General features: G+C 48.9%; 19 protein-coding genes. 14 read left to right on the top strand and 5 right to left on the bottom strand.

What is annotated here, in order from left to right; all coding sequences use genetic code 11:
* Positions 1-6: 6 nt before the first annotated feature.
* From ACFRAM_RS11735 to ftsY, 8 genes are all read left to right on the top strand, one after another.
* Entirely contained in the window at positions 7-996 is a 990-nt protein-coding gene (locus tag ACFRAM_RS11735; protein ID WP_175374785.1) for a beta-ketoacyl-ACP synthase III, read from the top strand.
* A 79-nt stretch (positions 997-1,075) separates the two neighbouring features.
* Positions 1,076-1,987, top strand: a complete 912-nt coding sequence (fabD, locus tag ACFRAM_RS11730; protein WP_379466006.1) for an ACP S-malonyltransferase — start codon at positions 1,076-1,078, stop codon at positions 1,985-1,987.
* A 61-nt stretch (positions 1,988-2,048) separates the two neighbouring features.
* Positions 2,049-2,798 (top strand): 3-oxoacyl-[acyl-carrier-protein] reductase, encoded by a 750-nt coding sequence (fabG, locus tag ACFRAM_RS11725; protein WP_066372800.1) that lies wholly within the window; start codon positions 2,049-2,051, stop codon positions 2,796-2,798.
* A gap of 122 nt (positions 2,799-2,920) precedes the next feature.
* A complete protein-coding gene (locus ACFRAM_RS11720) occupies positions 2,921-3,154 on the top strand; it encodes an acyl carrier protein (protein WP_019911228.1) in 234 nt (77 codons plus the stop codon).
* A 192-nt stretch (positions 3,155-3,346) separates the two neighbouring features.
* Positions 3,347-4,582, top strand: a complete 1,236-nt coding sequence (gene fabF / locus ACFRAM_RS11715) for a beta-ketoacyl-ACP synthase II (RefSeq protein ID WP_175374787.1) — start codon at positions 3,347-3,349, stop codon at positions 4,580-4,582.
* A 15-nt stretch (positions 4,583-4,597) separates the two neighbouring features.
* Positions 4,598-5,302, top strand: a complete 705-nt coding sequence (gene rnc, locus ACFRAM_RS11710; protein WP_175374788.1) for a ribonuclease III — start codon at positions 4,598-4,600, stop codon at positions 5,300-5,302.
* Between the two features lie 342 nt (positions 5,303-5,644).
* Positions 5,645-9,214 carry a chromosome segregation protein SMC gene (smc, locus tag ACFRAM_RS11705; protein ID WP_379466005.1) on the top strand — a complete coding sequence of 1,190 codons (3,570 nt, stop codon included), beginning with the start codon at positions 5,645-5,647 and terminating at the stop codon, positions 9,212-9,214.
* A gap of 97 nt (positions 9,215-9,311) precedes the next feature.
* Entirely contained in the window at positions 9,312-10,304 is a 993-nt protein-coding gene (ftsY, locus tag ACFRAM_RS11700; protein WP_379466004.1) for a signal recognition particle-docking protein FtsY, read from the top strand.
* 146 nt (positions 10,305-10,450) lie between these two features.
* On the opposite strand, the gene ACFRAM_RS11695 is transcribed toward ftsY, so the two are convergent.
* Entirely contained in the window at positions 10,451-12,637 is a 2,187-nt protein-coding gene (locus tag ACFRAM_RS11695; protein WP_379466003.1) for an extracellular solute-binding protein, read from the bottom strand.
* Between the two features lie 403 nt (positions 12,638-13,040).
* Between ACFRAM_RS11695 and ACFRAM_RS11690 the strand changes: the two genes are divergently transcribed.
* Entirely contained in the window at positions 13,041-13,916 is an 876-nt protein-coding gene (locus tag ACFRAM_RS11690) for a glycerophosphodiester phosphodiesterase family protein (RefSeq protein WP_379466002.1), read from the top strand.
* A gap of 298 nt (positions 13,917-14,214) precedes the next feature.
* On the opposite strand, the gene ACFRAM_RS11685 is transcribed toward ACFRAM_RS11690, so the two are convergent.
* A complete protein-coding gene (locus ACFRAM_RS11685) occupies positions 14,215-14,376 on the bottom strand; it encodes a hypothetical protein (protein ID WP_379466001.1) in 162 nt (53 codons plus the stop codon).
* A gap of 125 nt (positions 14,377-14,501) precedes the next feature.
* Here ACFRAM_RS11685 and ACFRAM_RS11680 point away from each other — a divergent pair, with 125 nt between their 5' ends.
* Together ACFRAM_RS11680 and ACFRAM_RS11675 are read left to right on the top strand one after the other, a co-directional pair.
* Positions 14,502-14,948 (top strand): CcdC protein domain-containing protein, encoded by a 447-nt coding sequence (locus tag ACFRAM_RS11680; RefSeq protein WP_379466000.1) that lies wholly within the window; start codon positions 14,502-14,504, stop codon positions 14,946-14,948.
* 103 nt (positions 14,949-15,051) lie between these two features.
* Positions 15,052-16,257 carry an alpha/beta hydrolase gene (locus ACFRAM_RS11675; RefSeq protein ID WP_379465999.1) on the top strand — a complete coding sequence of 402 codons (1,206 nt, stop codon included), beginning with the start codon at positions 15,052-15,054 and terminating at the stop codon, positions 16,255-16,257.
* A gap of 100 nt (positions 16,258-16,357) precedes the next feature.
* Here ACFRAM_RS11675 and ACFRAM_RS11670 read toward each other — a convergent pair whose 3' ends face one another.
* From ACFRAM_RS11670 to ACFRAM_RS11660, 3 genes are all read right to left on the bottom strand, one after another.
* Complete coding sequence (locus ACFRAM_RS11670; RefSeq protein ID WP_379465998.1) at positions 16,358-18,067, bottom strand: ABC transporter permease; 1,710 nt, start codon at positions 18,065-18,067, stop codon at positions 16,358-16,360.
* Between the two features lie 12 nt (positions 18,068-18,079).
* Positions 18,080-19,096 (bottom strand): ABC transporter ATP-binding protein, encoded by a 1,017-nt coding sequence (locus ACFRAM_RS11665; protein ID WP_379465997.1) that lies wholly within the window; start codon positions 19,094-19,096, stop codon positions 18,080-18,082.
* Positions 19,097-19,210: 114 nt separating this feature from the next.
* Positions 19,211-20,311 carry an extracellular solute-binding protein gene (locus tag ACFRAM_RS11660; RefSeq protein WP_379465996.1) on the bottom strand — a complete coding sequence of 367 codons (1,101 nt, stop codon included), beginning with the start codon at positions 20,309-20,311 and terminating at the stop codon, positions 19,211-19,213.
* Positions 20,312-21,334: 1,023 nt separating this feature from the next.
* On the opposite strand from ACFRAM_RS11660, the gene ACFRAM_RS11655 reads away from it, so the two are divergent.
* From ACFRAM_RS11655 to ACFRAM_RS11645, 3 genes are read left to right on the top strand one after another with little or no spacing between them, the layout of a single operon-like run.
* Positions 21,335-22,801 (top strand): circularly permuted type 2 ATP-grasp protein, encoded by a 1,467-nt coding sequence (locus ACFRAM_RS11655; RefSeq protein ID WP_379465995.1) that lies wholly within the window; start codon positions 21,335-21,337, stop codon positions 22,799-22,801.
* Between the two features lie 31 nt (positions 22,802-22,832).
* Positions 22,833-23,786: an alpha-E domain-containing protein gene (locus ACFRAM_RS11650; protein ID WP_175372605.1), complete on the top strand. Its 954-nt coding sequence runs from the start codon at positions 22,833-22,835 to the stop codon at positions 23,784-23,786.
* A complete protein-coding gene (locus ACFRAM_RS11645) occupies positions 23,783-24,649 on the top strand; it encodes a transglutaminase family protein (RefSeq protein ID WP_379465994.1) in 867 nt (288 codons plus the stop codon). The genes ACFRAM_RS11650 and ACFRAM_RS11645 overlap by 4 nt, the downstream gene beginning before the upstream one ends.
* Positions 24,650-24,947 lie beyond the last annotated feature (298 nt).

Raw genomic sequence — 24,947 nt, 5'->3', positions numbered from 1 at the left:
GACAATATGAAGAATTTGCGGCCGGTTGGGATTATCGGGACAGGAAAGTATGTGCCTGAGAAGATCCTGACCAACAGTGATCTGGAAAAAATCGTGGACACCAATGATGAATGGATTGTGAGCCGGACAGGGATTCGGGAACGCCATATTGCAGCTCCACATGAAGCAACCTCCGATCTGGCGTATGAAGCTTCGCTGAAAGCGCTGGAATCCGCTGGAATGAAGGCTGAAGATCTGGATCTGATTATCGTAGCAACGATTACTCCTGATAGTGCATTTCCTTCCACAGCCTGCATCCTGCAGGATAAGCTTGGAGCGAAAGGCGCTGCGGCCTTCGATTTGTCCGCCGCCTGTTCAGGATTCGTATACAGTTTGGCAACTGCTGTGGGCTTTATTCAGAACGGAATGTACAATAACGCACTGATTATCGGCGCCGACACGCTTTCTCGCATTACAGATTATACTGACCGTAATACTTGCGTGCTGTTCGGTGATGGTGCGGGTGCGGTAATTATCGGTGAAGTGCCTGAAGGCCGTGGCTTCCAGTCCTTTGATCTCGGTGCCGAAGGTTCCGGCGGCGATCTGCTCAAGCAAGAAGCGGGCGGATCCCGTCTCCCAGCCTCACAAAGCACTGTAGAAGACAAGAAGCACTTCATCTATATGAACGGGCGTGAAGTGTTCAAGTTCGCAGTCCGCATCATGGGGACAGCTACGGAACGTGTGCTTACTAAAGCTGGTTTGGCTAAAGAAGATGTGGATCTGTTCGTACCACATCAGGCGAATATCCGTATCATTCAGTCAGCGATGCAGCGGTTGGATTTGCCGCCAGAGAAATGTGTAATTAACGTAGATAGATATGCCAATACCTCGGCAGCGTCTATTCCGCTGGCACTGGTTGAAGCGGCGGAAGAAGGCCGGATGAAGGAAGGCGACAAAGTGCTTATGGTCGGCTTCGGTGGAGGCCTCACATGGGGTGCATCCGTTCTGGTATGGTAATATAACGTTGAACTGAAGAAGATAAAGGTAGATCGCTGGTAGTTTGGCAGCTACCTTTTACGGGAAGGGGATCAACATTATGGGTAAAATTGCATTTGTCTTTCCCGGGCAAGGTGCGCAGGCAGTTGGCATGGGTAAAGATGTATATGATGCGCTCCCGGTCAGTCGCGCAGTATTCGACAAGGGAGACGAAGTACTTGGGTTTCCACTGAGTCAGCTGGTATTCGAAGGCCCGGACAGTGATTTGAAGCAGACGGTTAACACTCAACCTGCGCTGCTGACAGCAAGTGTGGCGTATCTTGAAGCACTGCACGGTCTTGGCGTGAAGCCGGATTATGTGGCTGGTCACAGTCTTGGCGAATACAGCGCGCTTGTAGCGGCAGGTGTTCTGTCCTACGAAGATGCAGTTAGACTTGTGCGTCTGCGTGGCCGCTTCATGGAAGAGGCTGTAGGGGCTATGGCCGCGGTGCTTGGCGCAGAGCGTGATGCACTGGCAGAGCTGTGCCGCAGCATTTCCGAAGAAAGTGGTCTGGTGGAACTGGCGAACGTGAATTGCCCGGGACAGATCGTCGTATCTGGCTCCCAGGCTGGCGTAGAGAGTGTTGTACAACGCGTCAAGGAAGCCGGTGGCAAGCGGGCTATTCCACTTGAAGTCAGCGGACCGTTCCACTCTTCTTTAATGAAGGAAGCAGCGGATCGTCTGGCTGCTGAATTGAAGAACATTACTTTCAATGCTCCATCCGTCCCTGTCGTTGTCAACGTCACAGCAGCACCGGTGAGTGATCCTGAAGAAATTCGTGAATTGCTGATTCGTCAGGTGTATTCGCCTGTGTTGTGGCATGATAGTGTAGAGTGGATGATTAGCGAAGGTGTAGACACTTTTGTAGAGATTGGTTCCGGCAGCGTACTAACAGGTTTGATCCGTAAAATTGACAAGAGCGTTAAGCTCGTCAACATCAATAGCCTGGAGAGTGCGCAAACATCCTGGTAAGCAAATGGCTGATCAGGTGTGATAATAGCAGGAAGCATATCGAATGAAAGGGGATAAAACTATGTTCTCAGCATTACGGGGCCAGACAGCCCTCGTTACCGGCGCTTCGCGCGGCATTGGCCGCAGTATCGCGCTGGCGCTGGCGGAGCAAGGCGTGAAGGTGGCCGTAAACTTCGCCGGCAGTGAAGAAGCGGCACAGGAGACTGTGGCGCGGATTGTCGAGCTGGGCTCAGAGGGCATTGCCCTCCGGGGCAATGTCGGCAATGCTCAGCAGGCAGACCAGCTCGTGAAAGAGGTGCTGGACACTTGGGGGCGGATTGACATTCTTGTCAATAACGCTGGCATTACCCGGGATAATCTGATTATGCGTATGAAAGAGGAAGAGTTCGATCAGGTCATCGAAACGAATCTCAAAGGCGTGTTCAACTGTCTGAAGGCAGCTACGCGTCCGATGATGAAACAACGTTACGGACGGATCATTAACATCTCCTCAGTCGTGGGTGTAACAGGGAATCCTGGCCAAAGCAACTACTCGGCAGCCAAAGCAGGCATTATCGGCCTGACGAAGTCTGCGGCGCGTGAACTATCCTCACGGGGAATTACCGTGAACTGTATCGCACCTGGCTTCATTGATACCGATATGACCCGTGAGCTGTCCGATGAAGTCCGCAGCGGACTGGTGGAAGGTATTCCACTGGCTCGCCTGGGACGGCCGGAAGACATCGCTAATGCGACAGTGTTCCTGGCTTCCGAAGGGGCTGCTTACATGACAGGCCAGACACTTCACGTGGATGGCGGTATGTACATGTAAGCCCCGAAATGGGTCCAAAGCCTTGCTGGACAAGGGATTTGAGGAAGCCGGAAAGCGTTTATATCCGTCTATGGCATTTTGACTTCATATCTCGTATAATACCAAAAGAGGAGGTGAACCGGATGTCCGATGTATTGGAGCGTGTAAAGCGCATTGTCATCGACCGCTTAGGTGCCGATGAAGCTGAGGTAACATTAGAAGCGTCTTTCAAAGATGATTTAGGTGCTGATTCTCTTGATGTAGTAGAATTGGTTATGGAATTGGAAGATGAATTCGATATGGAAATCTCTGATGAAGATGCAGAGAAGATTACGACCGTGGGTGAAGTTGTGAAGTACATACAATCTCATACCTAGAGTCATATGATTGAGAGTCCCGATCCTGCTAAGGCGGGACTTCTCCTCATTTTTGCATCGTAATGGGCTTTGCAGGTGCTTATAGAGCGCCGCTTATGGGGATAATTACTGAACCGCAGATGGCTTGTACTGCTGCGGAAATTGCAGTTTATATAGGTTTGATCTTACAGTTAACAGATGAGGTGATTGCGTTTGAGTCATAGAGTGGTTATTACCGGAATGGGCGTAGTGACGTCATTGGGCAAGGATCTGAATACGTTCTGGGACAGTCTGATGAATGGTAAATCCGGGGTTTCCTTAGTTGAAGCATTTGACGTTAGTGAATACCCGACGAGAATTGCAGCTTCTATCAAGGATTTCGATCCGGAAGAGCGCTTTGGTCGTAAAGAAGCCCGCAAGATGGACCGTTTTGTACAGTTTGCGGTAGCAGCTGGCGAGGAAGCACTGAAGGATAGCGGCCTGAAGATTGGCGATGACATTGACGCTGAGCGTATTGGTGTAGCTGTCGGTTCAGGGATTGGCGGACTTGGAACATGGGAAGATCAGCATAACCTTCTGCTTGAGAAGGGACCTAAACGTGTCAGCCCGTTCTTCATTCCGATGATGATCGCCAACATGGGATCTGGACAAGTATCTATCAACCTTGGCGCGAAAGGCCCGAACACAACAACAGTAACTGCTTGTGCAACGGGTAGTCATTCTATTGGGGAATCTCTGCGGCTTATCCAACGTGGGGATGCGGATGCTATGATTTGTGGCGGTGCAGAAGCGACGATTCGCCCGACAGGCATGGCCGGTTTCTGTGCAATGAGAGCGATGTCTACGCGCAACGACGAGCCGGAGAAGGCAAGCCGTCCGTTTGACACTGACCGTGACGGTTTTGTCATGGGAGAGGGCGCAGGAATCCTGATTCTTGAATCGCTGGAGCATGCACAAAAGCGTGGTGCGAAGATTTACGCGGAAGTTATTGGTTACGGCCTCAGTGGTGACGCACATCACATGACAGAGCCAGATCCGGACGGAGCGGCACGCTGCATGAAGATGGCTATCCGTGATGCGGGGATTAAGCCAGAGGACATTGATTACATCAATGCTCATGGTACATCGACTCCTGTAGGGGACAAGTCCGAGACTGAAGCTGTCAAGAAGGCACTTGGAGATCATGCTTACAAGGTAGCGATCAGCTCCACCAAGTCGATGACAGGTCACCTGCTTGGCGCGGCCGGCGGAGTGGAAGCAATCATCTGTGGGCTTTCCCTGCAGAACGGTATGATTGCACCAACCATCAACCTCGACAATCAAGACCCGGAATGCGATCTTGATTATGTACCGAATGTTCCGCGTAAAGCAGATTTGAACATTGTAATGTCGAATTCATTTGGATTCGGTGGACATAACGCAACCGTTATTTTGAAAAAATTCAACTAGTAAGGGGACAGTGCGGTGAAAGGAGACCTGAAGCAGTTACAGCATCAACTTCAAATCCAATTTCACGATTCTGTGCTTCTGAAGCAGGCCTTTACCCATGCGTCATACGTGAATGAACACCGATTTAATCAGCATCAGGACAATGAACGTCTGGAGTTTCTAGGCGACGCTGTCCTGGAGCTGACAGTCTCCGAGTATCTGTATAATCTGCTGCCGGACAGGCCAGAAGGAGAGCTGACCAAGCTGCGGGCCGCAATTGTATGCGAGCCATCGCTAGTGAAGTTCGCCGAGAAACTGGGCTTTGGACGGTATGTGCTCCTGGGAAAAGGGGAAGAACTTACGGGCGGACGTACTCGCCCTGCCCTGCTTGCAGATGTGTTCGAATCATTCGTGGGAGCGCTTTACCTGGATCAGGGGTTGGAGGCAGCACGCTCCTTCCTGGATAACCATGTATTTCCCCTTGTGGAAACGGACGGCAAGCTTCAAATGCAGATTAGCGATTTCAAGACGGAACTGCAGGAACTGATTCAGCATCACAACATGGGTACGCTGGAGTATCGGATCATTGAAGAACGGGGACCCGCGCATGAGCGCGAATTTGTCTCTGAGGTATACATGGCCAGCCGTTCACTTGGCCGGGGAAGCGGACGCTCCAAGAAAGAAGCGGAGCAGCAAGCAGCAGCAGCGGCGCTGTTGCGTCTCAAGGAAGATGGTGCCTGATAACGCACCCGCTGTCCTGTAAAGGGGCAGCCGATGAGAGAGAGCAGCAATGGTCTGAATGCCGGCGTAGAGGCGGAGGTCAGACCGTTGCTGCTCTTTTTTGAAAATATAAGAATTTATATGTTCTACGCTATAAATCATCCTTATATTTCTCGCTGAAACGGATGCCGTCCCTTAGAGGACGGCAAAAGCCGTTTCTACTTGTGAGAATTGAAGTTTAGGTAATGTCTGAGTTCGGTCAGAAGTTATAAAGCCTTGTCATGCAAGGGGATTCTTGCAGGGCGAGGTTGTTTTAGGGTGCTGAACGCTATGGTATAATGGGTCAGAGGTGATTGGCGAGTCATGTTTTTGAAACGGATTGAATTAGCGGGTTTTAAATCTTTTGCCGATAAGACAGAAATGGAGTTTGTACGAGGGATTACGGCTGTAGTTGGGCCTAACGGTAGCGGCAAAAGTAACATTTCTGACGGCATCCGCTGGGTGCTTGGTGAACAAAGCGCCAAATCGCTGCGCGGCGGCAAGATGGAGGATATCATTTTTGCCGGAAGCGATGCGCGCAAAGCGGTGAATTACGGTGAAGTCTCGCTGACGCTGGACAATGAAGACCATACGCTGCCGCTTGATTTCAGCGAGGTCACAGTGACCCGGCGTGTTCACCGCAGCGGAGAAAGTGAATATTTGATCAATAAGCAGTCCTGCCGCCTGAAGGACATCACGGAATTGTTCATGGACACAGGGATCGGACGGGAAGCCTACTCTATTATTGGACAAGGCCGTATTGAGGAGATTCTCAGTACCCGTTCTGAGGACCGGCGGGGAATTTTCGAAGAAGCCTCAGGTATTGTCAAATACAAATCACGCAAGAAGGATGCTGGCCGCAAGCTGGATGAGACCGAGCAGAACTTGCTCCGTATCCACGACTTGCTTAGTGAGCTGGAGGATCAGGTGGGTCCGCTGAAGGAGCAATCCGAGAAGGCGATCCGCTATAAGGAACTGCGTGAACAGTTGAAACAGCTGGAAATCTCGGTCTATGTGCATCAGATTGAAGGCATTCATACGTCCTGGCAGGAAGGCAATGCTAAGCTTGAAACGCTACGTAACGAGCAATTGGAGCTGGCGACGGTAGTCTCCGCCCATGACGCGAAACTGGAGAGCGGGCGATCCGCCCTGCGTGCGCTTGAGGAACAGGTTGAGGAGCAGCAGGGTCAGTTACTGCGCTACAGTGAAGCCTATGAGAAAAGTGAAGGCTTGGGTGAGGTGCTCAAGGAACGTCACCGGAACCTGGAGAGCAACCGTGAACAGTTGCTGCTTACGCTGGGTTCTGTAGGTGAGCGTTCAGCGGACCGTCAGCGTGAGCTGGCTGCTCTGGAGCAGAAGCTGGAGCAGTCCAGGCTGGCGCTGGCTGAGCTGCGGGGCCAACTGAGTGATGAAGAAGCGAAGCTGGAAGGCGTTGCGGACGGTATCAGCCAAAGTAAGGAAGAGAAGCTCAAAAGCGCCTTGCTGGAGCTGATGAACCTTATGGCCCAGGCCCGCAACGAAATCCGTTATGCGGATCAGCAGAAGGAGAACCTGGAACGGCGGATGAGTCGCAGCGAGGAAGAAGGCGACAAGTGGAATGTTCGCCATGAAGAGCTGATTTCTGCCCAGAAGGGGCTGAAGGATAAGATTGCTTCTCTCGGCAAGGAGCTTGGCGAGCTGCGCAATGCCTACATTTCCGAGAGCGAGCAGCTCAGCAAGCGGCAGAAGCTGATCGAGGAGACTGGAGCGGGCTTGCGCAAATGGGAGCAGAAGCGGGAAGCGCAGGTTTCCCGCCATGAGACCATGAAGGAAATGCAGGATGACTTCGATGGCTTCATGCTTGGGGTTAAAGAAGTGCTCAAAGGCGCACGTAAAGGCCAGTTGAGCGGGGTACACGGTGCCGTTGCTGAGCTGATCTCGGTTCCCGAGAACCTGGAACTGGCAGTGGAGACGGCTATGGGGGCGTCTCTACAACATGTCGTGATGGAGAATGAAGCAGTCTCCCGGCAGGCGATTGCTTTTCTAAAGCAGCGCCAGCTTGGACGGGCAACATTCCTGCCACTCGACGTCATTCGCCCACGGCAGATTACGGGCAGTGACCGTAGTCTGGTGGAAGGCGCAGAAGGCTTTGTTGGGATCGGTTCGGAGCTTGTCGGCTTCGACGACAAATATGCCAACATCGTAGGCAGTCTGCTTGGTAATGTAGTCATTGCTGAGAGTCTGGAGCAAGCGAACCGGATTGCGGCGAAATGCCAGTATCGTTACAGGGTCGTGACCCTTGAAGGCGATGTTGTCAATGCCGGCGGTTCGATGACTGGCGGTAGCCAGCACAAGAAGAACAACAGCCTGCTAAGCCGCAAACGCCAGCTGGATCAGCTGAGCGGTGAGATAGAAGAGACGGAACGGCAAATTGCCAAGCTGAAGCAGGGCATTGATCGACTTCGTGAGGAGCAGGAGAAGGCCAGCGTGAAGCTGGAGGAGCTGCGTCATAGCGGAGACGAGAAGCGGCTGGAAGAACAGCGCGTGACTGGTGATCTGAAGCAGCTCGAGCAAGAGCTGCGTCATGTGCTGGAGCAGGTCGAAAGTGCCAGTGTACAGCGCAGCAGCTTTGAGACTGAAGCCCGTAACCTGGAAGAGTCGCGCAAGCAGGCTACGGCTGAGCTGGAGCGGCTGGAGAAGGAAGAGAAGGAGGCCCATGAGGCCATCCGTAGTGCAGAATCTGCCCGCAAAGCGAACGAATCCGCCAAGGAAGAGCTGCAGAGCAAGCTGACAAGTATGAAGGTCGCTGAAGGAAAGCTTGATCAGGAGATTTTCTCTCTAGAGGAACAGCTTCGCCGGATGAGACAGGATGTCGGCTCACAGGATAAAGAACTGCGTCAGAATCGGAATTTGCTGAATACGATTGAACAGGATCTTGCCGACAATGAGCTTAAAGCCGTCAAGCAGAAGGAAGATATGAACAGCTACCGGATCAAGAAGGAAGAAACGGCCAGTAAACTGGATTTCTCACGTGCTGAGCGATCTGCGTTAACCCGCAAGCTGGAGCTGGAAGAAGGCGAGACCAAGGACCAGCGGCAGGCACTGAAGGTCGTGGATGACAAGCTGCGCTCTACGGAAGTCGCTGTCGGTAGACTCGATGTGGAACTGGACAACATTCTGCGCAAGCTGAGTGACGACTACGAGCTGAGCTATGAACTGGCGAAGCAACGCTATCCGGTTCCAGAAGATGTCCCTGCTACGCAGATGGAAGTACAACGTCTGAAGCGCAGCATTTCTACACTCGGCGAAGTCAATCTGGGCGCTATTGAGGAATATCAGCGCGTCCATGAACGCTTCACGTTCCTGAGTGGCCAGAAGGATGACCTTGTGGAAGCCAAGACAACCTTGTATCATGTGATCCGTGAGATGGAAGATGAAATGTCAAAGCGCTTCAAGCAGACTTTTGATGCCATCCGCAAGGAGTTCGGGACTGTGTTCACGAAGCTGTTTGGCGGGGGCCGAGCCGATCTGCAGCTGCTGGACCCGGATCATATGCTGGATACGGGAATCGACATTGTCGCGCAACCGCCAGGGAAGAAGCTGCAGAACTTGCAGCTGCTCTCTGGTGGCGAGCGCGCACTTACAGCGATGGCACTGCTCTTCGCTATCCTGCAGGTCAAGCCGGTACCGTTCTGTGTACTGGATGAGGTCGAAGCCGCACTGGATGAAGCCAATGTGGTGCGTTTCGCCCAGTATTTGCGTGAGTTCTCTGAGCAGACGCAGTTCATTGTCGTTACCCACCGGAAAGGGACGATGGAGGAAGCGGATGTGCTATACGGGGTCACGATGGAAGAAGGCGGCGTATCCAAGCTGGTGTCAGTGAAGCTGGAGGATGAGGAAGCCGAGATTGCTTGATGCAGGATAGTTGCGGTTGAGCGCGATTAGATGTAGCCGGACACGACAGAGAAAATGATGAACAAGCTTTGCAATATGAGTGGAGTGGGGGAAGACAATGAGCTTTTTCAGAAAATTAAAAGAAAGCATCGCCAACAAAACGGAGAGTGTAACCAAACAATTCCGTGACGGTCTGGAGAAGACCCGCCAAGGGTTCGTCGAGAAGGTAGCAGACCTGATTACCCGCCGTAAAAAAATTGATGAGGAGTTCTACGAAGAACTCGAAGAAATCCTGATCGGTGCGGACGTCGGCGTCAATACGGTAATGACACTGGTAGAGGAGCTGCGTGCTGAGGTCAAGAAGCAACGGATCGAAGATGCTGCAGAGCTGCGGCCGATTCTGTCAGGCAAGCTGATGGATCTGCTGCGCGGCGACGATGACAACAGCCTGAAAGAGAACCCTGACGGTATCACCGTCATTCTCTTCGTTGGCGTTAACGGTGTTGGTAAAACTACGACGATCGGGAAGCTGGCTCACCGCTATAAGCAGGAGGGCAAAAAGGTTCTGCTTGCAGCAGGCGACACCTTCCGTGCAGGAGCGATTGAGCAGTTGGAAGTTTGGGGCCAACGTGCGGGTGTAGACGTTATTAAGCAGAACCCGGGCTCTGACCCAGCGGCAGTAATGTACGATGCCGTGCAGGCAGCCAAGCAGCGTAATGTGGATATTCTGATCTGCGATACCGCTGGCCGACTGCAGAACAAGAGCAACCTGATGGAAGAGCTGAACAAAATCTTCCGCGTCATTCAGCGTGAGATCCCAAGTGCACCGCATGAAGTGCTAATGGTGCTGGATGCGACCACTGGACAAAACGCTTTGACCCAGGCCAAGCTCTTTGGTGAGAAGAGCGGTGTAACGGGTCTGGTCCTGACCAAGCTGGACGGAACAGCCAAAGGTGGTATCGTTGTTGCGATCCGCCAGGAGATGAACCTTCCGGTGAAGCTCGTTGGACTGGGTGAGAAAATGGAGGATCTTCAGCCATTCGACTCCCAACAGTTCGTTCATGCCCTGTTTGCAGGTATGATCGACGAGGAAGAGAAGGCGGAAGAGTAAGTCTGCATGACAGACGAATCATAACCACAACGAGATTTGCATTACAATATTGAAATTAGAAAAGTGCGGAGTAGAGGAATGGGTCCTCATGCTCCGCACTTTTTTCAATTTTACGTATCGTAACTGATACCTGTTGTACAGCCGTTTTAATCGCTGTGGACATTTTCTTTATTTTGCGAAAAACCAGCAAGCTGATGATTCATCTCTTCAATCGTTTGCTCGACACTCAGTACACCGTTCAGCATTTTTTCAAGGGATAACCCGATTACCAGTTCGAGCTTCTTAGTGTTGATTCCCGTGCCGTTCAGTGTTTTGGTTTCTCTGATCCCCTGAGCGCTCCATTTGCTCGCATCCTGAAGCCAAGGGTACAGCGTGCGGATGGTATAATTGTCGTTGATCTCCGTTTTGCCAGTCGTTCCCCCAAGTAAGCTGATCTGCTCCGCAATTTCAGTTTGATTCACCCATTTCATGAACTGAATGGCCGCCTCAATCTTATTGCTGCTTTTCGAAATCCCGATCACTCCACCACCAAGCAGTGGTGCATTTCCCGGAACAGGTGCTGAGCCGATAAACGAGCCGACATCACTGTGCGCAATCCGCGAGACATGGTTCATAAAGCCGATAACCATCGCCGTTTCTCCTCTGGCAAAACTATTGACCGACTCTCCCCACCAGGATTCATCTAATTTCTGAGCTACGTTTAACGTTTCTATAAAGTTGTGCAGCGCTTGTGTAGCCTTTGGCAAGTCCAACGTCATCCCATTACCGGTTATTAATCGTCCGCCCTCTGCGTAATAACGGGTTAAGAACTCAAGCGCGATAATTTCCGGTCTGCCCAGCGTTACGCTTGTACCATATGGTGTCGGAGACTGACTGAAGCAGGACTGAGTGAAGAAGGTCACCAGTTTGGTGTACGCTTCGTAGTCTGCGGGCTCCGTCAACTGCTCTTTATATTTCTCAAAGTACATCCGCTTGATCATCTGGTCTTCAAATAAATCTTTTCGGTAAAAGAGCATCTGAACGCTGGGGTCAAAAGGAAACGTATATGCAACCCCTTCGACATTCATATAATTGTCTTTGATATGAAGCGGGAGGGCATGAATAATCTTATCGAACTCCCCGTCCAGACCCTGAAGCGGATGAAAGGACGTCTTACCGAACCAGGACAGCCATGCCATATCCATCCGGACAATGTCATAACCTGGATTGCCTGAAGCCTCCGAGAGAACCTGATAAATTTCCTCATAGGTATGGATCGCCAGCGATACATGGATGCCTGTTTTCTTGGTGAAATGAGGGAGCAACTTCTTCAGCGCATCTGTAGTCGGACTAGGAATCGTTAGCATCGTCAGGTTTGTCTCACTTGGATTGTTAACTGTCGGCGCATGTACTGGCTCTAGACCGCTGTTCGCAAAAATCGTATTCTTCGCAATTTTCTCCTGTCCATTCACTTGTTTCATTAAAGACTCGGCGATATGATGCCCGAACAGCTGATAATTTTGCTGATATTTGATGAACTGGTCGTCAAAAGCTGCTTCGGTTGGCGCAAGGCATAGGATCGGCGGCTGCTGATCATCGGAACCGTAATAATGAGCGTTTTTGAGAAGCTGGGCCCGGCTCAGGCTGGAAGTCACAATAATGTCTGGCGTCCCATTTTCCCAAAATTCAAAGGCTCTGCTGTAAGACTGCCCCAGGGGAGAGGCGATCATTTTAACCGAAGCTTGCTTCATTTCCCCCGCGATAGTCTCCGCGAACTGCTGCTCGCTTGAATACTTCTGCTCATCCACGAAAATCCCGATCGACTGATACCGTTTCTCCGCTAGATAGCTTGAAACATCTTTCCCCGCCTGCACGAAGTTAAAAGCAGCAAATGCTTTGCTGTTCTTGATTTTCCGATTCACAAATAGGATGTTCTCTTTCGGAATATTGAGTTCATTGTAATAGATAGAGGCATCGTCCAGGCAAGAGATGGTGATAATTCCGGTAACGCGTTCTTCGGCAATTTCCTTCAGTATGTTTTGTTCGTTCAGCTGCAGATCGTAGGTTATGTAGAGATGGGTGCGGTAGCCCCATTCGGTGAGTGTCTTATCAAGACCCTTGTACAGCTGGGCATACTCCTCCGATTCAATGCTCGGAATGATGATAGAGATCGATTTAGTTACGCCAGAACGCAGGGACTGCGCCTTGTAGTTTATTTTATATCCAAGCTGCCGGGCAGCCTCTTCTACCAGCCGAATCTTCTTGGCACTGACGTTGCCTCTTCCGTTCAATACATTAGACACCGTTCCATGCGAGACGCCGGCTGCTTTTGCAATATCCTTGATTGTAGCCATCTTACAATCCTCCTACTTTTTTGGCTCATATTAAAATCAATACTGACGAAACGACGAAGTGGAGTGGAGGGGCGAAGGGATTCTGGAGAAGCGTAGCGTTCGCCTTTAAAGACCGACTTCATCCGATAAAATGTTCTTCCAATTGAGAAGCCGGTCTTTAACAGCGATCGGAAGAACCCTTCGCACCCGTAGCGACTCCTAGCACGTAGTAAGCCAAGCTCTGATTTTCTGCTGAGCCATATTCCTTCATCATAACTATAATAATTTTTACGTTCAATAAGAGAATTGTAAAAAGATGAAGGGATGTCTCTAGTATGACCAAATCATCCGAAATTGACACGTTCCAATTATTTTGATAAGATGAATTTGATCCAGTACACTCAGGAGCAGGAGGCACATTTAGATGTTTGGAAAAGCTATATTCAGCAAGATTAATGGGCTACTTAATCAACGATTTAATGAGCGGGGAGTATTGATTGCCGTACATAGAGGTAGCTTCGGCGGCAATATTATTGAAAATACGCTCCCCGCATTTAAAGTCGCACTGCAGCAGGGCGGCGATATGATCGAAATCGATTTGGCCAAATCGACGGATGGCGCGATCTATTTATTTCATGATGGAGGAGAGCCGCGGCTGCTGAACGAGACGGATAACATCACTACGATGGATTCTTCCCGGATTGCCGGGTTGTCTTACTACAATAGTCTGTTTTGTCGGACGAACACTAAGCTGGATCGTTTGGAACAGGTGCTGCCCCACTTAAAAGGCGACACATTGATAAACATCGACCGCGCCTGGGATTTCTGGCCTGAGCTCGTAGAGATTCTGAACCAATATGACATGATGAATCAACTGATTTTAAAAGGACCTGTGAACAAGGAAACACTGGAATTTTTCGATAATTACGAGAAAAAGTATATGTTTATGCCGATTGTTTACTCTGTTCAAGAGATCGAGACCGTGTTGTCTTACACCAATATTAATCTGGTGGGTATGGAACTGATCGTTAAGACAGACAGCGACCCGTTGTTCCAGGACGACGTTATAGAAAGACTGCATGAGCAAAATCTCTTTGTATGGGCCAACGCCATTACACTGGACGATTACACATTCCTATACGGCGGCTTGGATGATGATACGTCGATTATTCAAAGCCCTGATCTGGGCTGGGGAAAAATAATTGAGAAAAAGGTCGACATTATTCAAACCGATTGGCCTTCGCTATTATCTCCCTACAGGAATGAACGGCTGAAAGAGACAGAACTTCATCGTTCATAAAATAACAATAAGTAACCCGCCCTGGATGAAACCGGAGGCGGGTTTTATAATATCAAGCATCAACCAATCCGTCAGCGAGTAATCAGTCGCAGCTCGCTGTTATCTGAACTACAAGTGAGCCGAGATTGTATTATTCAGGCGATGACGCTGTATATAAAAATAGACCAAGTGATTGCTGTCCATTGACGGAGGGAATCATTTGGTCTATTTTTCAAGCACTATATCTATGGATTCAAAATCCACTTTGTATTTAGCTCTTATCATAAAATCAATCAGATCAGCAGCTAGTGCATAGGATTCAAAACGGTTGCCGCACTCCTGAGAAAAACTCCTCCACGACCTCAACATCGTTTCTGCACGTATGAAATACATATAGCTCACGAGTCGGGTGGTGCTTGTGCAGCTCCTTATAGCCGCTCCACGCCTCTTGCGGATTATCGTAGTCTTGAATGACCGCCATATCCTCTAATTGAAGCACGAAGTAAATGAATGATTCAATCCATCTATGGGTGGACTTAAACCGTGACGAATTCGGATAAACTAGATGTACACCGAAGAACACATGGAGAAAGTGAGGAAACAAGCATGATGAATATTTTGATTACAGTTGTAATTATTCTAATGATATCTCTGAAAGAAAAGGAGATCAAGACTACCCGTTTATGGCTTTTACCTGCCATCCTGGCGTATGTAGTGTTCACCAGCATAGCCCAAACAACGTTGAGCGTGAATAGTATGCTGCTATATATTCTATGCCTTGTGATCGGTTGTGGTATTGGTGCATGGCGTGCTTATTTGGAAGAGATTCGAATTCATCCGGAGTCAGGCAAAATTATGTCGAAAGGATCGTGGGCAAGCAGCATTCTTTTGATCGTGGTTTTGTTGCTACGTCAGCTCGTAAGTTCATTAGATGTACATTATACGTTCCACATCCTGAGCAGTGCGCTGCTGTTTCTTCCCTTGGGAAGCATTGCTGCTCGCAGGTATTTCCTGTATACCAAAGTTCGGCGTTTACAGGAACGAGGAGTTTAATCTAAAGTTTATTCGTAATCTTAAATTCTATAGGATCTTATTATTTGTTCAGTATGCTGGCCATACTTAGGTAAATGAAAAATTTAAGGTGGAGGCTTTTATTATGACTACAAAGCATGTGTCTTCTTTATTAAATAACATACTGCGTTCAATTGTCCTTGTTATTGGGGGTTTGGTGAGTATCTTGGTAGTGTTTGCTGCCCTGACGCTATTAGTTCCCGCTAAAGGGAATTCAATAATAACTATTGGAATCATGACTTGGTCCGTATTGGGTCCGCTCTTTGTTGTTGCTAGTTTAGCTGTGGTTATCGTTACCTTAGTGTTGCGCAAAAAAGTGAAACGCTGGTTGGCGAATGCAACTGTTGTTTTGTCCGTATTGGCCTTATTGTCCTCCAGCGGGATCGTAGGAAATTTTATAAAGACAACCTATGACAATGGCGGCTCGATAAATGTGCTATCGACGATTTGGCCCTTCTCGGCAAAACCTGCACTTCCTGATGTCACGCAAACTTATCAGGTAGCAGATGGTAAAGAGCTGAAGGCACTCGTGTATAAGCCCCCAATCCACACAAATAAAGCACCGGTTATCATGTATATCCACGGCGGTGGTTGGATAAGCGGCCAGGCATCAGATTTGTCTTCCATCATGAGGTGGTATGCAGATCAAGGTTGGCTAGTGGTAAGTGTAGACTATCGATTAGCTTCAGATCAATATGCTACATGGGATAAGGCGCCTGCTGATGTTGCGTATGGTCTGACTTGGGTGTCCAAACATGCTGAAGAATGGGGCGGAGACAATAATCGGTTAATTGTTATGGGAGACTCAGCAGGCGGTAATTTGGCTGTCAACCTCGGTTGGGCGGCAGCAACTAACGAGGCTATGCAAGATATAACAATTCCAAAGCCGAAGGCAGTGATCGCGGGATATCCTGTTGTTAACCCCGGTTATACTTATGACTACGGGCAAAAATGGTGGAATGGTCAAAGACCGAAGGATTTTACAGCAGATTATATCGGTGGTTCACCTAAAGAGCATCCAGAACGGCTGTCAGCTATCTCCTCATTAACCTACGCCTCTCCTTCTGCACCCCCTACACTTATAGTTGCAGCAGAAAACGATGACTTTATTCCAGCACAAGGAACTTACGAGGTAGTGCAGAAAGCAAAGGATATGGGCGTTAACATTACACTTAGAAAATTCCCATCTACGCATCATGGATTTGATGTCATCCCGGGAACCCTTGGAGACATGGCTAAAAAGTCAGTGGTCACTCAATTTCTAAAAGAACAAGGACTTGGTCCAAATTAAAAGTAAGGCTAATCAGCAAGCTTTCCAAATGAATCACAATACAAAGCCCCTATGATTATAACAATCATCAGGGGCTTTATTTTTTACCATCACCAAAACTTCAGGCCTTTGATTTTCTTCCATAGACCAAATAGAGTGCCACAGAAGAGATCACCATCAACATGACCGAATACACAAGTCCGAGCGCCCGGGTATCGGAAGAGGTTTGTCCGCTGGTCGCATTTTGAATAGCGATGCCCAGCGGTTTGAACAGCGGGTGGTACAGGAAGACTGTCAGATCATAGTCTGCTAATTGACTGTTGAAGTTGAGCGCAAGCACCGCCAGTGTTGAAGGAAGAACGATGGGGAGCAGGACTCTTCTGAACGTATAGAAAGCACTAGCCCCGAGACTCCGGCCGGCATCCTCCAGGGAGGCATCAATGCTGAAGAAGGCAGCTTTGAGCATTCGCAACGTAAACGGGATCAACACAATGATATAAGCGATCATTAAGATCCACATCGAACCGGTCAGCACCTGGTTGGCCATAATCCATTTTGGCGCGTCATAAGTAAGGATCAACCCTAGCGCAATTAGCGTAGAAGGTAGCAGCCAAGGGATTAGCATTGCGTACTCCAGCGCTGTAGTAAAGAGATTGCTGTACTTATGCAGAATGCGAGATACAAGAAGTGACAAGGTGACGACAATCACAGCTGCCCCGGCAGCGTACACAATACTGATGAGATACGGCTGATACGCATCCGCGTTGGTAAACAGCAGCTTATAGTTGCTGACCGTAAAATGATCCCAGGACAAGGTGGAAGTAGAGATGCTATAAGCATCCGTAAAGGAAAAGATGACTGTCAATAGAATTGGTACGGTATAGATTATAAATAGAAGGTAGGCAACGACGTGAACCACTGCGTTCAGCGTCTTATTCGTTATTTTCTGCTTTACGATTTCTGATTTCACCTTTGAGACCGAGATAAAGTTCCCTTTTTTCTCCGCCTTACGAAGAAAGGTCAACAGAATCAGTGTAGCAACCCCCAAGATGATCGCCAGCACGGAGGCCATGTCCCGGGAGGTTGGGCTTTTCGAAAAGGCCAGAATTAACGGGGTAATCGTCTGAAATTCAGTTCCCCCTACAATCAGCGGCGCGGAGGTGGCGCCAAGACCGGTCAGAAACAGCAGGATCGTAATCGCGAATAAAGAGGGCTGCAACACTGGCAATACCACTCTTCTTAAAATGTAAAAGGGGGACGCACCCATATTACGTGCAGCCTCCACAGTTTGGTAATCGATTTTGCGAATGGCATTCGATAAGAACAACACGTGATTGGACGTACAAGCAAAGGTCATGACGAACAGTACAGCCCAATACCCGTGGAACCAGTCCGCCGGAAAAGAAGGGAAGAGCAGGAGCAGAAATTTCGTAATAAAGCCCTGCTCGCCGTACAGAAATTTGTAGCCTGACACCAGCACAATGCCGCTGTATACAAGTGTAGTATAATAGCCGATCCGCAGCAGCTTGGACCCTTTAATATCGAAATAGTCGGTTACAAATACTAGAAAGATACCGACGATATTCACGGTAATGACCATCGAAACGGCCAGAATAAAGCTATTTAGCAGGCCCTTCAGCGCTCTTTTGGAGTGTAGCAGTTTTTGAAAAGGTTCAATCGAGAAGCTTCCGTTTGCCCAAAACACGCTCTTCAGCAGATTAAGATTGGGATAAACCAGAAAAGCAATAATAAACCAGGTTAAGAACAAACCCGCAATAAGTAGGGAGAGTCTTCCCGGCGTTACGTATCTTTTAATGCGCTCTATTGTCATGGGGAAAGCCTCCTAATATTGCAAAATATCGTCCGGGCGAATATAGATATCTATTTCATTTCCGATGATGCAGCGGCTTCGTCCGTCCTCAATCTCCACCTTTTTCAGGAGGGCCCCACCTATTTCAAACGTATATTTCGTGTATAAACCGTAATATTCAGCGTCGATCACGCGTGCCGTCAGTGTAGTAAACGCCTCGGCGTTCGCCTCTGGCAGGGAGGTGTAGATTTTCTCAGTTCTTAGATAGGCGGCTTTAGCCGGGTCGAATGACTTGCCTGATGTTGCGTTAACCTTTTCGATGATAGATTGTTCCAATGTATTGATGTCTCCGATAAAATTGCATACAAACTCGGTCGCAGACTGACTGTAAATTTCGTACGGTGTGCCGACCTGCTCCACGGCTCCGTGATTGAACACGGCGATGCGGTCCGATAAGGTCAGGGCTTCCTCCTGGTCATGGGTTACATAGATCGTGGTAATGCCGAACTTCTTTTGCAGACTTTTCAGCTCGTTACGCAGTTGGACCCGCAAGCTGGCATCGAGATTGGAGAGGGGTTCGTCCAATACTAGAATGCTGGGCTTTAGCACCAGCGCTCTGGCGATAGCTACACGTTGCTGCTGGCCCCCTGACAGCTCGGATACTTTTTTGCGTAATTGCGCTTGACTCAGGTCCACTTTCTGGGCGATTTCTGCCACTTCGGCCTCAATCTGTTCTTTGGGCATTTTCTTGACCTTCAGGCCGAAGGCGATGTTCTCATATACATTAAGAGTCGGGAACAGGGCGTAACTTTGAAAAACCATACTGATGTCCCGTTTCTCTACAGGTAATTGCGTGATGTCCTTGCCATTCACATGAATGGATCCATGCGTCGGGCTGACAAATCCAACGAGGCTTCGTAACGTAGTCGTTTTGCCACAGCCGGAAGGGCCAAGCATGGTGAAGAATTCTCCTTCTGCAATGTTCAAATTCAAGTTCTTCACTGCGATAAAATCGTTGTATTTAATTTCTATCTCTCTAAATTCGATCATGATTCCCCGGCTCCTCGCTTGTTGTATAAAAATAAAGCCACCCGGCAGTGGGGGCTGGCGCGCCATAAATGAGGCGACCTGTACTCCTGCTGCCGGGATGGTCATGATGCTGAATTACGGTAAAAGCTCAAGCTGGATTTTCTCAACCCAGTTGTTGATGTTCTTGTTCACAAACTCCCAATCGATCGGTTGTTGTTTGAGGGAAGCGTCCAGATCTTTAAGATCCTGCGCGGCGTTCTCGAGCGCTTTGCTGTTAGCTGGCATAGTGGAGAACTGCTTGGACCATTCTGTCTGTACCTCGCTGCTACCGAACCAATCGACGAAGGCTTTGGCGGTGTCGAGGTTCTTCGTACCTTTGACAATCGCTACTTGCTCAACAATATAAGGGACACCAATGGCTGGTTTTACAATTCCGGCTTTGACGTTGTACTGCTTCTCTCTCGAAGCGATCCCGCTAGAGAACATCGGGCCAAAAGGTGACTTTCCACTAGCCAGGTTGGCATAGAAATCTTCGCCTTCGGCTTTATAAAAACCGTATTTCAGGTAGTTCTTCATGGCATCCCAACCCTGCTGGGAGATTCCGTACTCACCATTCGGGTCCTGATAGCGCACGAGAATGCCAGCCAGAACCGCACGAACGGTAGCGCCGCCGAGATCGTTCGTTCCCGGTGCATCGTATTTATTATGGAATTGCGGGTTGGTCCACAGATCCGACCAGTCTTTAGGAGCGGTGCTTTCGTTGTACAGCTTAGAGTTGTAAATCAGCAGGATCGCTTGCTTAACAATTCCATGGTAATAATCGTCTTTATCACTTAAGCCCTCAGGAACTTCGCTTGCCCACGCGGGCTTGTACTGCTCCAGCATGTCCTGCGACTTGAATTCCACATAGTTCACCGTACTTAAACCATAAATAATGTCGGCTACCGGCTTGTTTTTTTCGGCAATCAGACGGTTAGCAATATCGCCGCCGCCACCTTCTACGATTTGCAGGTCGAAGCCTTTTTCTTTGGCTTTCTCTTTCAGCCAATCACCTCTGCCGTCAGAAGCGGAATTAGTGTAGACAACGAGTGGAGCCTTAGCAGAACTAGCAGCCTCAGTCGGGCTTACGGCATTGGTTGCATTTGTGGTGGAGGATTGATTTCCACATGCAGCGAGCGTGCTGGTGAGTACAAGACCGAGTAGAGGCAGGACCATCCGTTTGAATTTGGTGTTCATAAAAGTCTCCCTTTTTCATTATTTTTGGAACGTGTCAATTTCAAATTGATTATAGCAACATCCGAAAATCACCGTCAATCGAATTGATGTTATTTAACATAGCCTTAATAAAGTTAACAAAACTTCTGAAAAAAGCTGAACACGATATATAAGCCGAACAAAAGAAATTAACAAAAAGCGAAGATGAGCGAACGGGGAAGTTTGGAACTGTAGGGGCAAAGCATTCGCCTGCAAGCTTTCCATAGAACAGCTGGCGCCGGAACGTAGACTGTCGACAGATTTCAACCACTAGAAACGGTAATTCCCCCTTCAACAATCGTCTTAACATTGGAAAAGAGGGGGCACCGCCTCAACTAACGGCATTTTTGCACCTTATTTTTCTTCAATGAAGGAAAATATGTGAAATAAGGGCATTATTGTATCTTATTTTTCGGTAAATTATGCTGAACGGGGTGTTCTGGAGTTTTAAGGTACATTATTGCACTTAATCTCTACTAACCCTTAGCTGCAGAGGATTTAAGGTACAGAAATGCCGTTAATTACACTTCGACTTCGATCCTTCTTATATAAACTCTCTTTTTTTTGGCCGTCTTTGTTTTTTAAATGCGTTCTATATAGTCGGTGAGCTGTGCCCATTCACACCGCTATTATGCCTTGATCTCCTGGTTATATCCGGGGAACCTGCCATGGATGATGAAGAGACTGAAAATATAGGCTAAAAGTTCAATGAGTAAAAAATACAACATATGAAAAATTCATAATAATAGAAATATCCAGAGCATTGATCCTACAATTGCTGTGAAATTTGCATAGACGCTCTTACTATACACAGAAAAGTTATAAGGAAGCGATTACATAATAGCTGTCAGGGTGAAAACAACATTTTGTTGTTATGTATATTGACATGAGGACGTGTGAATACGTAGAATGAAAATAAAAACAGCGTTAATTCACATTTTTTTCTAGAATGGATGAATTTACTGTCAGAAAACATTACATTTATCCGAAAGGAGAGTCGGGCTCATGTCCAAACTCGATCCACTGCTCGGCCTATCCCCGTATCCGCTATTTCATTACTATGATGAGATGTATGCTGATGCGCGGAGTGTTAGGCCCCACTATCAACATGTGAGCCGTATGTTTGCCGGAATGAGTCCCGAAGAGCTGCAGGGGAAGCAGAACCTCATGCAGCGTCGGATGATGGAAGAAGGCATTACATTTACACTATACAATCCGGCTCAGGACCATCCAATGGAACGGACGATTCCCTTTGATATGGTGCCGCGGATTATCCCGAAGGGGGAATGGGAACGGCTGGAGGCCGGGATCGTACAGCGCATTACAGCGCTCAATTTGTTCATTCATGATATTTATCATGAGCAGAACATTGTGAGGGATGGAATTGTGCCGCGTCGAATGATCCTCTCCAATTGTTATTTCCGGCCAGAGATGGCGGGACTGCGTGTTCCAGGCGGGGCCTATGTCACTACATCCGGTATTGATCTCATCCGCCATCATGATGGAAAGTATTACGTATTGGAGGATAACCTGCGTACACCATCAGGGTTCTCTTATTTGTTCAAAGGGAGATCGCTGATGAATCAGCTGTTCCCTGAACTTTCCCTGGCCAGCTCCATTCGAGATGTGGATCACAGCCTCAACTGCTTTTTATCCGTTCTACGCAGCTTGTCTCCTTCACGGACGCGGGACCCGGTCATCGCACTGCTGACACCGGGTGAATACAACTCGGCGTATTACGAGCATGCCTTCCTCGCACAACAGATGGGAATTCATCTGGTAGAGGGACGTGATCTGGTCGCCCGTGATCATAAAATCTATTTGAAATCCATGGATGGTCTGCGCCGTGTGGATGTGCTGTACCGAAGATTGGATGATGATTATATTGATCCACTGGCCTTTCAGCCCGATTCGTTACTCGGTGTAGCCGGACTCATGAATGCCTACAGGGCTGGCAATATTGCGATTGCCAATGCTCCGGGAACAGGGGTGGCGGACGACAAGGCTATTTACGTGTATGTACCGGACATGATTCGATATTATCTCAAGGAAGAACCGATACTGGACAACGTGCCTACCTATTTGCTGTCTAAAGCGGAGGAGCGCCAGTACGTTCTGGAACACTTGGAGGATATGGTTGTGAAAGAAACTTCGCTATCCGGCGGATACGGCATGCTGATTGGCAGTGAGGCGACCCGGGAAGAACAAAACGAGTTCCGCTTGAAGATTCTGGCCGATCCGGAGCGTTATATTGCCCAGCCCATCATGTCCTTGTCTAGAGCGCCGGTACTGTCGGAGTCCGGGGGAATGACGCCACGCCACATCGACCTTAGAGCATTTGTCCTGATGGGAGCGGACTGCAAGCCGCATGTGATTCCCGGCGGACTAACTCGCGTGGCCATGAAAGAAGGTTCGCTTGTTGTCAATTCCTCACAGGGTGGAGGGGTTAAGGATACCTGGGTGATGGCCTGATATTTTATATTAGAAAAAGGGGTGGCTGACGATGCTGAATCGCAATGCAGAAGCGTTATTTTGGATAGGCCGGTATATTGAACGGGCAGAGAACCACGCACGGCTGATCGACGTCCATTATCATATTCAGCAAGAGGCGGATTTTCAGCAGGAAGGTCATAAATGGTCACGGCTGATCGATGCACTCGGGGTACGAAGTGAATACAGTCAACAGTTTGAAACCTTCTCTGAACAGGATGTGTTGTCCTTCATTACGCTGGATCTCGGCAACCCCAATTCCCTCTTCTCCTGTGTCCATCATGCAAGAAATAATCTGCGTACGCTGCGTCAGCATCTGCCCAGCGAGCTATGGGATATCGTGAATAGCTTTAATCTCTGGCTGGGGGAACGCTCAGTGGCGGATATTATGCGCGGACCGCATCAGTTCTATCGTCACGTTAAGGAGCGGACGGCCATGTTCCTCGGCGCAGAACAATCGGTGATGGTGCGGGGAAATGAGTGGCATTTTATTGAGAGCGGTCGTTTCCTGGAACGTGCGGAGAATACAACACGGATCCTTCAGTCGGTCACGGCATCATGCAAGGACAAGGACATCAATGCGATGTACACTCAGCTTCAGGCGGTACTCAAATCCGTGAGCGGATACCAAGCCTTCCGGCGGTATTATGCCGATGCTGTCTCACCGGAGAGTATTCTGGAGTTTCTGATTGGAAGTGCGCAATTTCCGAGGTCGATCTGTTTTTCCTTTCATAAGCTGGGTGAACATCTGGCAGCACTAGAGCTTGACGGATCTGACAAAGGGTCAGGGTATGAGCGAGTGATCCGGCAAGCGGGTAGAATCCAGGCGGAGCTGGATTATATGGAGAAGGAGGAAATGTCCGGCGACATGGTAGAGCATGTGCTGCAAGCGCTGGTACAATCCTGCGAGCGGCTGGGTAAAACAATGGAAGGCGCCTTTTTTCGGCGGGAAGGCATCTCAGCATGAAAATCCAAATCCATCATACAACAACATATACTTACCCCGAGCCGGTTACGGACAGTGTCAATGAAATTCGCCTCACGCCGCGCACCAATTATCGTCAGTCCTGTTATCACCATGAGGTGGAGGTGCATCCGCCGGCGAATCTGCTGACATACGAGGATTTTTTCGGCAACCGCGTCCACGCTTATTCGGTTAATAAGCCGCATACCGAGATGGTTATCCATACCAGGGCCACGGTGGTGACACTTGATAAAGCGCAGGGCGCTGGTTTGCCGTCCATCCCGCTGGCAGAGCAGGTGAAGCTTCTGGGGGACTCCAGGTTCCAGAACCGGTATATCGAATTTATTTTGCCAACTAGCTATACGGAAGTGACGCCTGAACTCGTTGAGTTTGCTTCACAGTATCCTTTTGACGCTGCCGAAGGGATGTATGAATGGGTCAAACAGCTATCTTCGACGATCTTTGAGCAGTTCACGTACGACCCGGAGGCAACGAGCGTGAATACAACGGTTAAAAAAGCATTAAAGCTCAAACGCGGCGTCTGTCAGGATTATGCGCATCTGATGATCGCGGTCTGCCGTAGCGTCGGGTTGCCATCAAGGTATGTGAGCGGATATCATTTTGTTGGGGATTTGCAGGGAGGTAATGCGGATTTTGAACAGGCTTCGCATGCATGGGTAGAGACGCACATTCCGGGTACGGGCTGGCTGGGCTTTGATCCTACTAACGACACTGAAGTGAACTGGAGATACATTAAGCTGGGACACGGAAGAGACTATAAGGATATTGTACCTGTCAAAGGGGTATACCGGGGTAATGCGGGATCTCTAACGGTCAAGGTGGATGTAACTCGCCTGGATAATTAGAAGTAGAGGGGCTGGCCTGATTGTGAAAATCAGGTTAGTCCCTATTTATGTTTGGGATAGATTAGAAGGGGGCACAAATTGTCATTGATGATGCAGAATTACTGTTATCTTAAGAAAGCTAATGTAGATCCGCTAAAAAACATACATGTTCCGCCCGGGATACGTTCGTTCAATCGCTGATCTGACCTGTACATAGCATTTATAATTATATCAACGGGCTATATCCAGTGCTGCGCCCCTTGCTTTCAAAACAGATGCTCTCTCTCTGGAGGAGATTGGCCAAGCCTTGAAGAACAGT

Source organism: Paenibacillus sp. NPDC056722 (genome assembly GCF_042790635.1).
In the GTDB taxonomy this organism is placed as follows: Bacteria; Bacillota; Bacilli; order Paenibacillales; family Paenibacillaceae; genus Paenibacillus_AQ; species Paenibacillus_AQ agri.
This window is presented reverse-complemented; position numbering and strand designations above follow the sequence as displayed.

Coding starts and splice junctions, on each gene's coding strand:
- ACFRAM_RS11735 (WP_175374785.1), top strand. CDS start 7: ATGAAGAATTTGCGGCCGGTTGGGATTATCGGGACAGGAAAGTATGTG.
- fabD (WP_379466006.1), top strand. CDS start 1,076: ATGGGTAAAATTGCATTTGTCTTTCCCGGGCAAGGTGCGCAGGCAGTT.
- fabG (WP_066372800.1), top strand. CDS start 2,049: ATGTTCTCAGCATTACGGGGCCAGACAGCCCTCGTTACCGGCGCTTCG.
- ACFRAM_RS11720 (WP_019911228.1), top strand. CDS start 2,921: ATGTCCGATGTATTGGAGCGTGTAAAGCGCATTGTCATCGACCGCTTA.
- smc (WP_379466005.1), top strand. CDS start 5,645: ATGTTTTTGAAACGGATTGAATTAGCGGGTTTTAAATCTTTTGCCGAT.
- ftsY (WP_379466004.1), top strand. CDS start 9,312: ATGAGCTTTTTCAGAAAATTAAAAGAAAGCATCGCCAACAAAACGGAG.
- ACFRAM_RS11695 (WP_379466003.1), bottom strand. CDS start 12,637: ATGGCTACAATCAAGGATATTGCAAAAGCAGCCGGCGTCTCGCATGGA.
- ACFRAM_RS11690 (WP_379466002.1), top strand. CDS start 13,041: ATGTTTGGAAAAGCTATATTCAGCAAGATTAATGGGCTACTTAATCAA.
- ACFRAM_RS11685 (WP_379466001.1), bottom strand. CDS start 14,376: ATGGCGGTCATTCAAGACTACGATAATCCGCAAGAGGCGTGGAGCGGC.
- ACFRAM_RS11680 (WP_379466000.1), top strand. CDS start 14,502: ATGATGAATATTTTGATTACAGTTGTAATTATTCTAATGATATCTCTG.
- ACFRAM_RS11675 (WP_379465999.1), top strand. CDS start 15,052: ATGACTACAAAGCATGTGTCTTCTTTATTAAATAACATACTGCGTTCA.
- ACFRAM_RS11670 (WP_379465998.1), bottom strand. CDS start 18,067: ATGACAATAGAGCGCATTAAAAGATACGTAACGCCGGGAAGACTCTCC.
- ACFRAM_RS11665 (WP_379465997.1), bottom strand. CDS start 19,096: ATGATCGAATTTAGAGAGATAGAAATTAAATACAACGATTTTATCGCA.
- ACFRAM_RS11660 (WP_379465996.1), bottom strand. CDS start 20,311: ATGAACACCAAATTCAAACGGATGGTCCTGCCTCTACTCGGTCTTGTA.
- ACFRAM_RS11655 (WP_379465995.1), top strand. CDS start 21,335: ATGTCCAAACTCGATCCACTGCTCGGCCTATCCCCGTATCCGCTATTT.
- ACFRAM_RS11650 (WP_175372605.1), top strand. CDS start 22,833: ATGCTGAATCGCAATGCAGAAGCGTTATTTTGGATAGGCCGGTATATT.
- ACFRAM_RS11645 (WP_379465994.1), top strand. CDS start 23,783: ATGAAAATCCAAATCCATCATACAACAACATATACTTACCCCGAGCCG.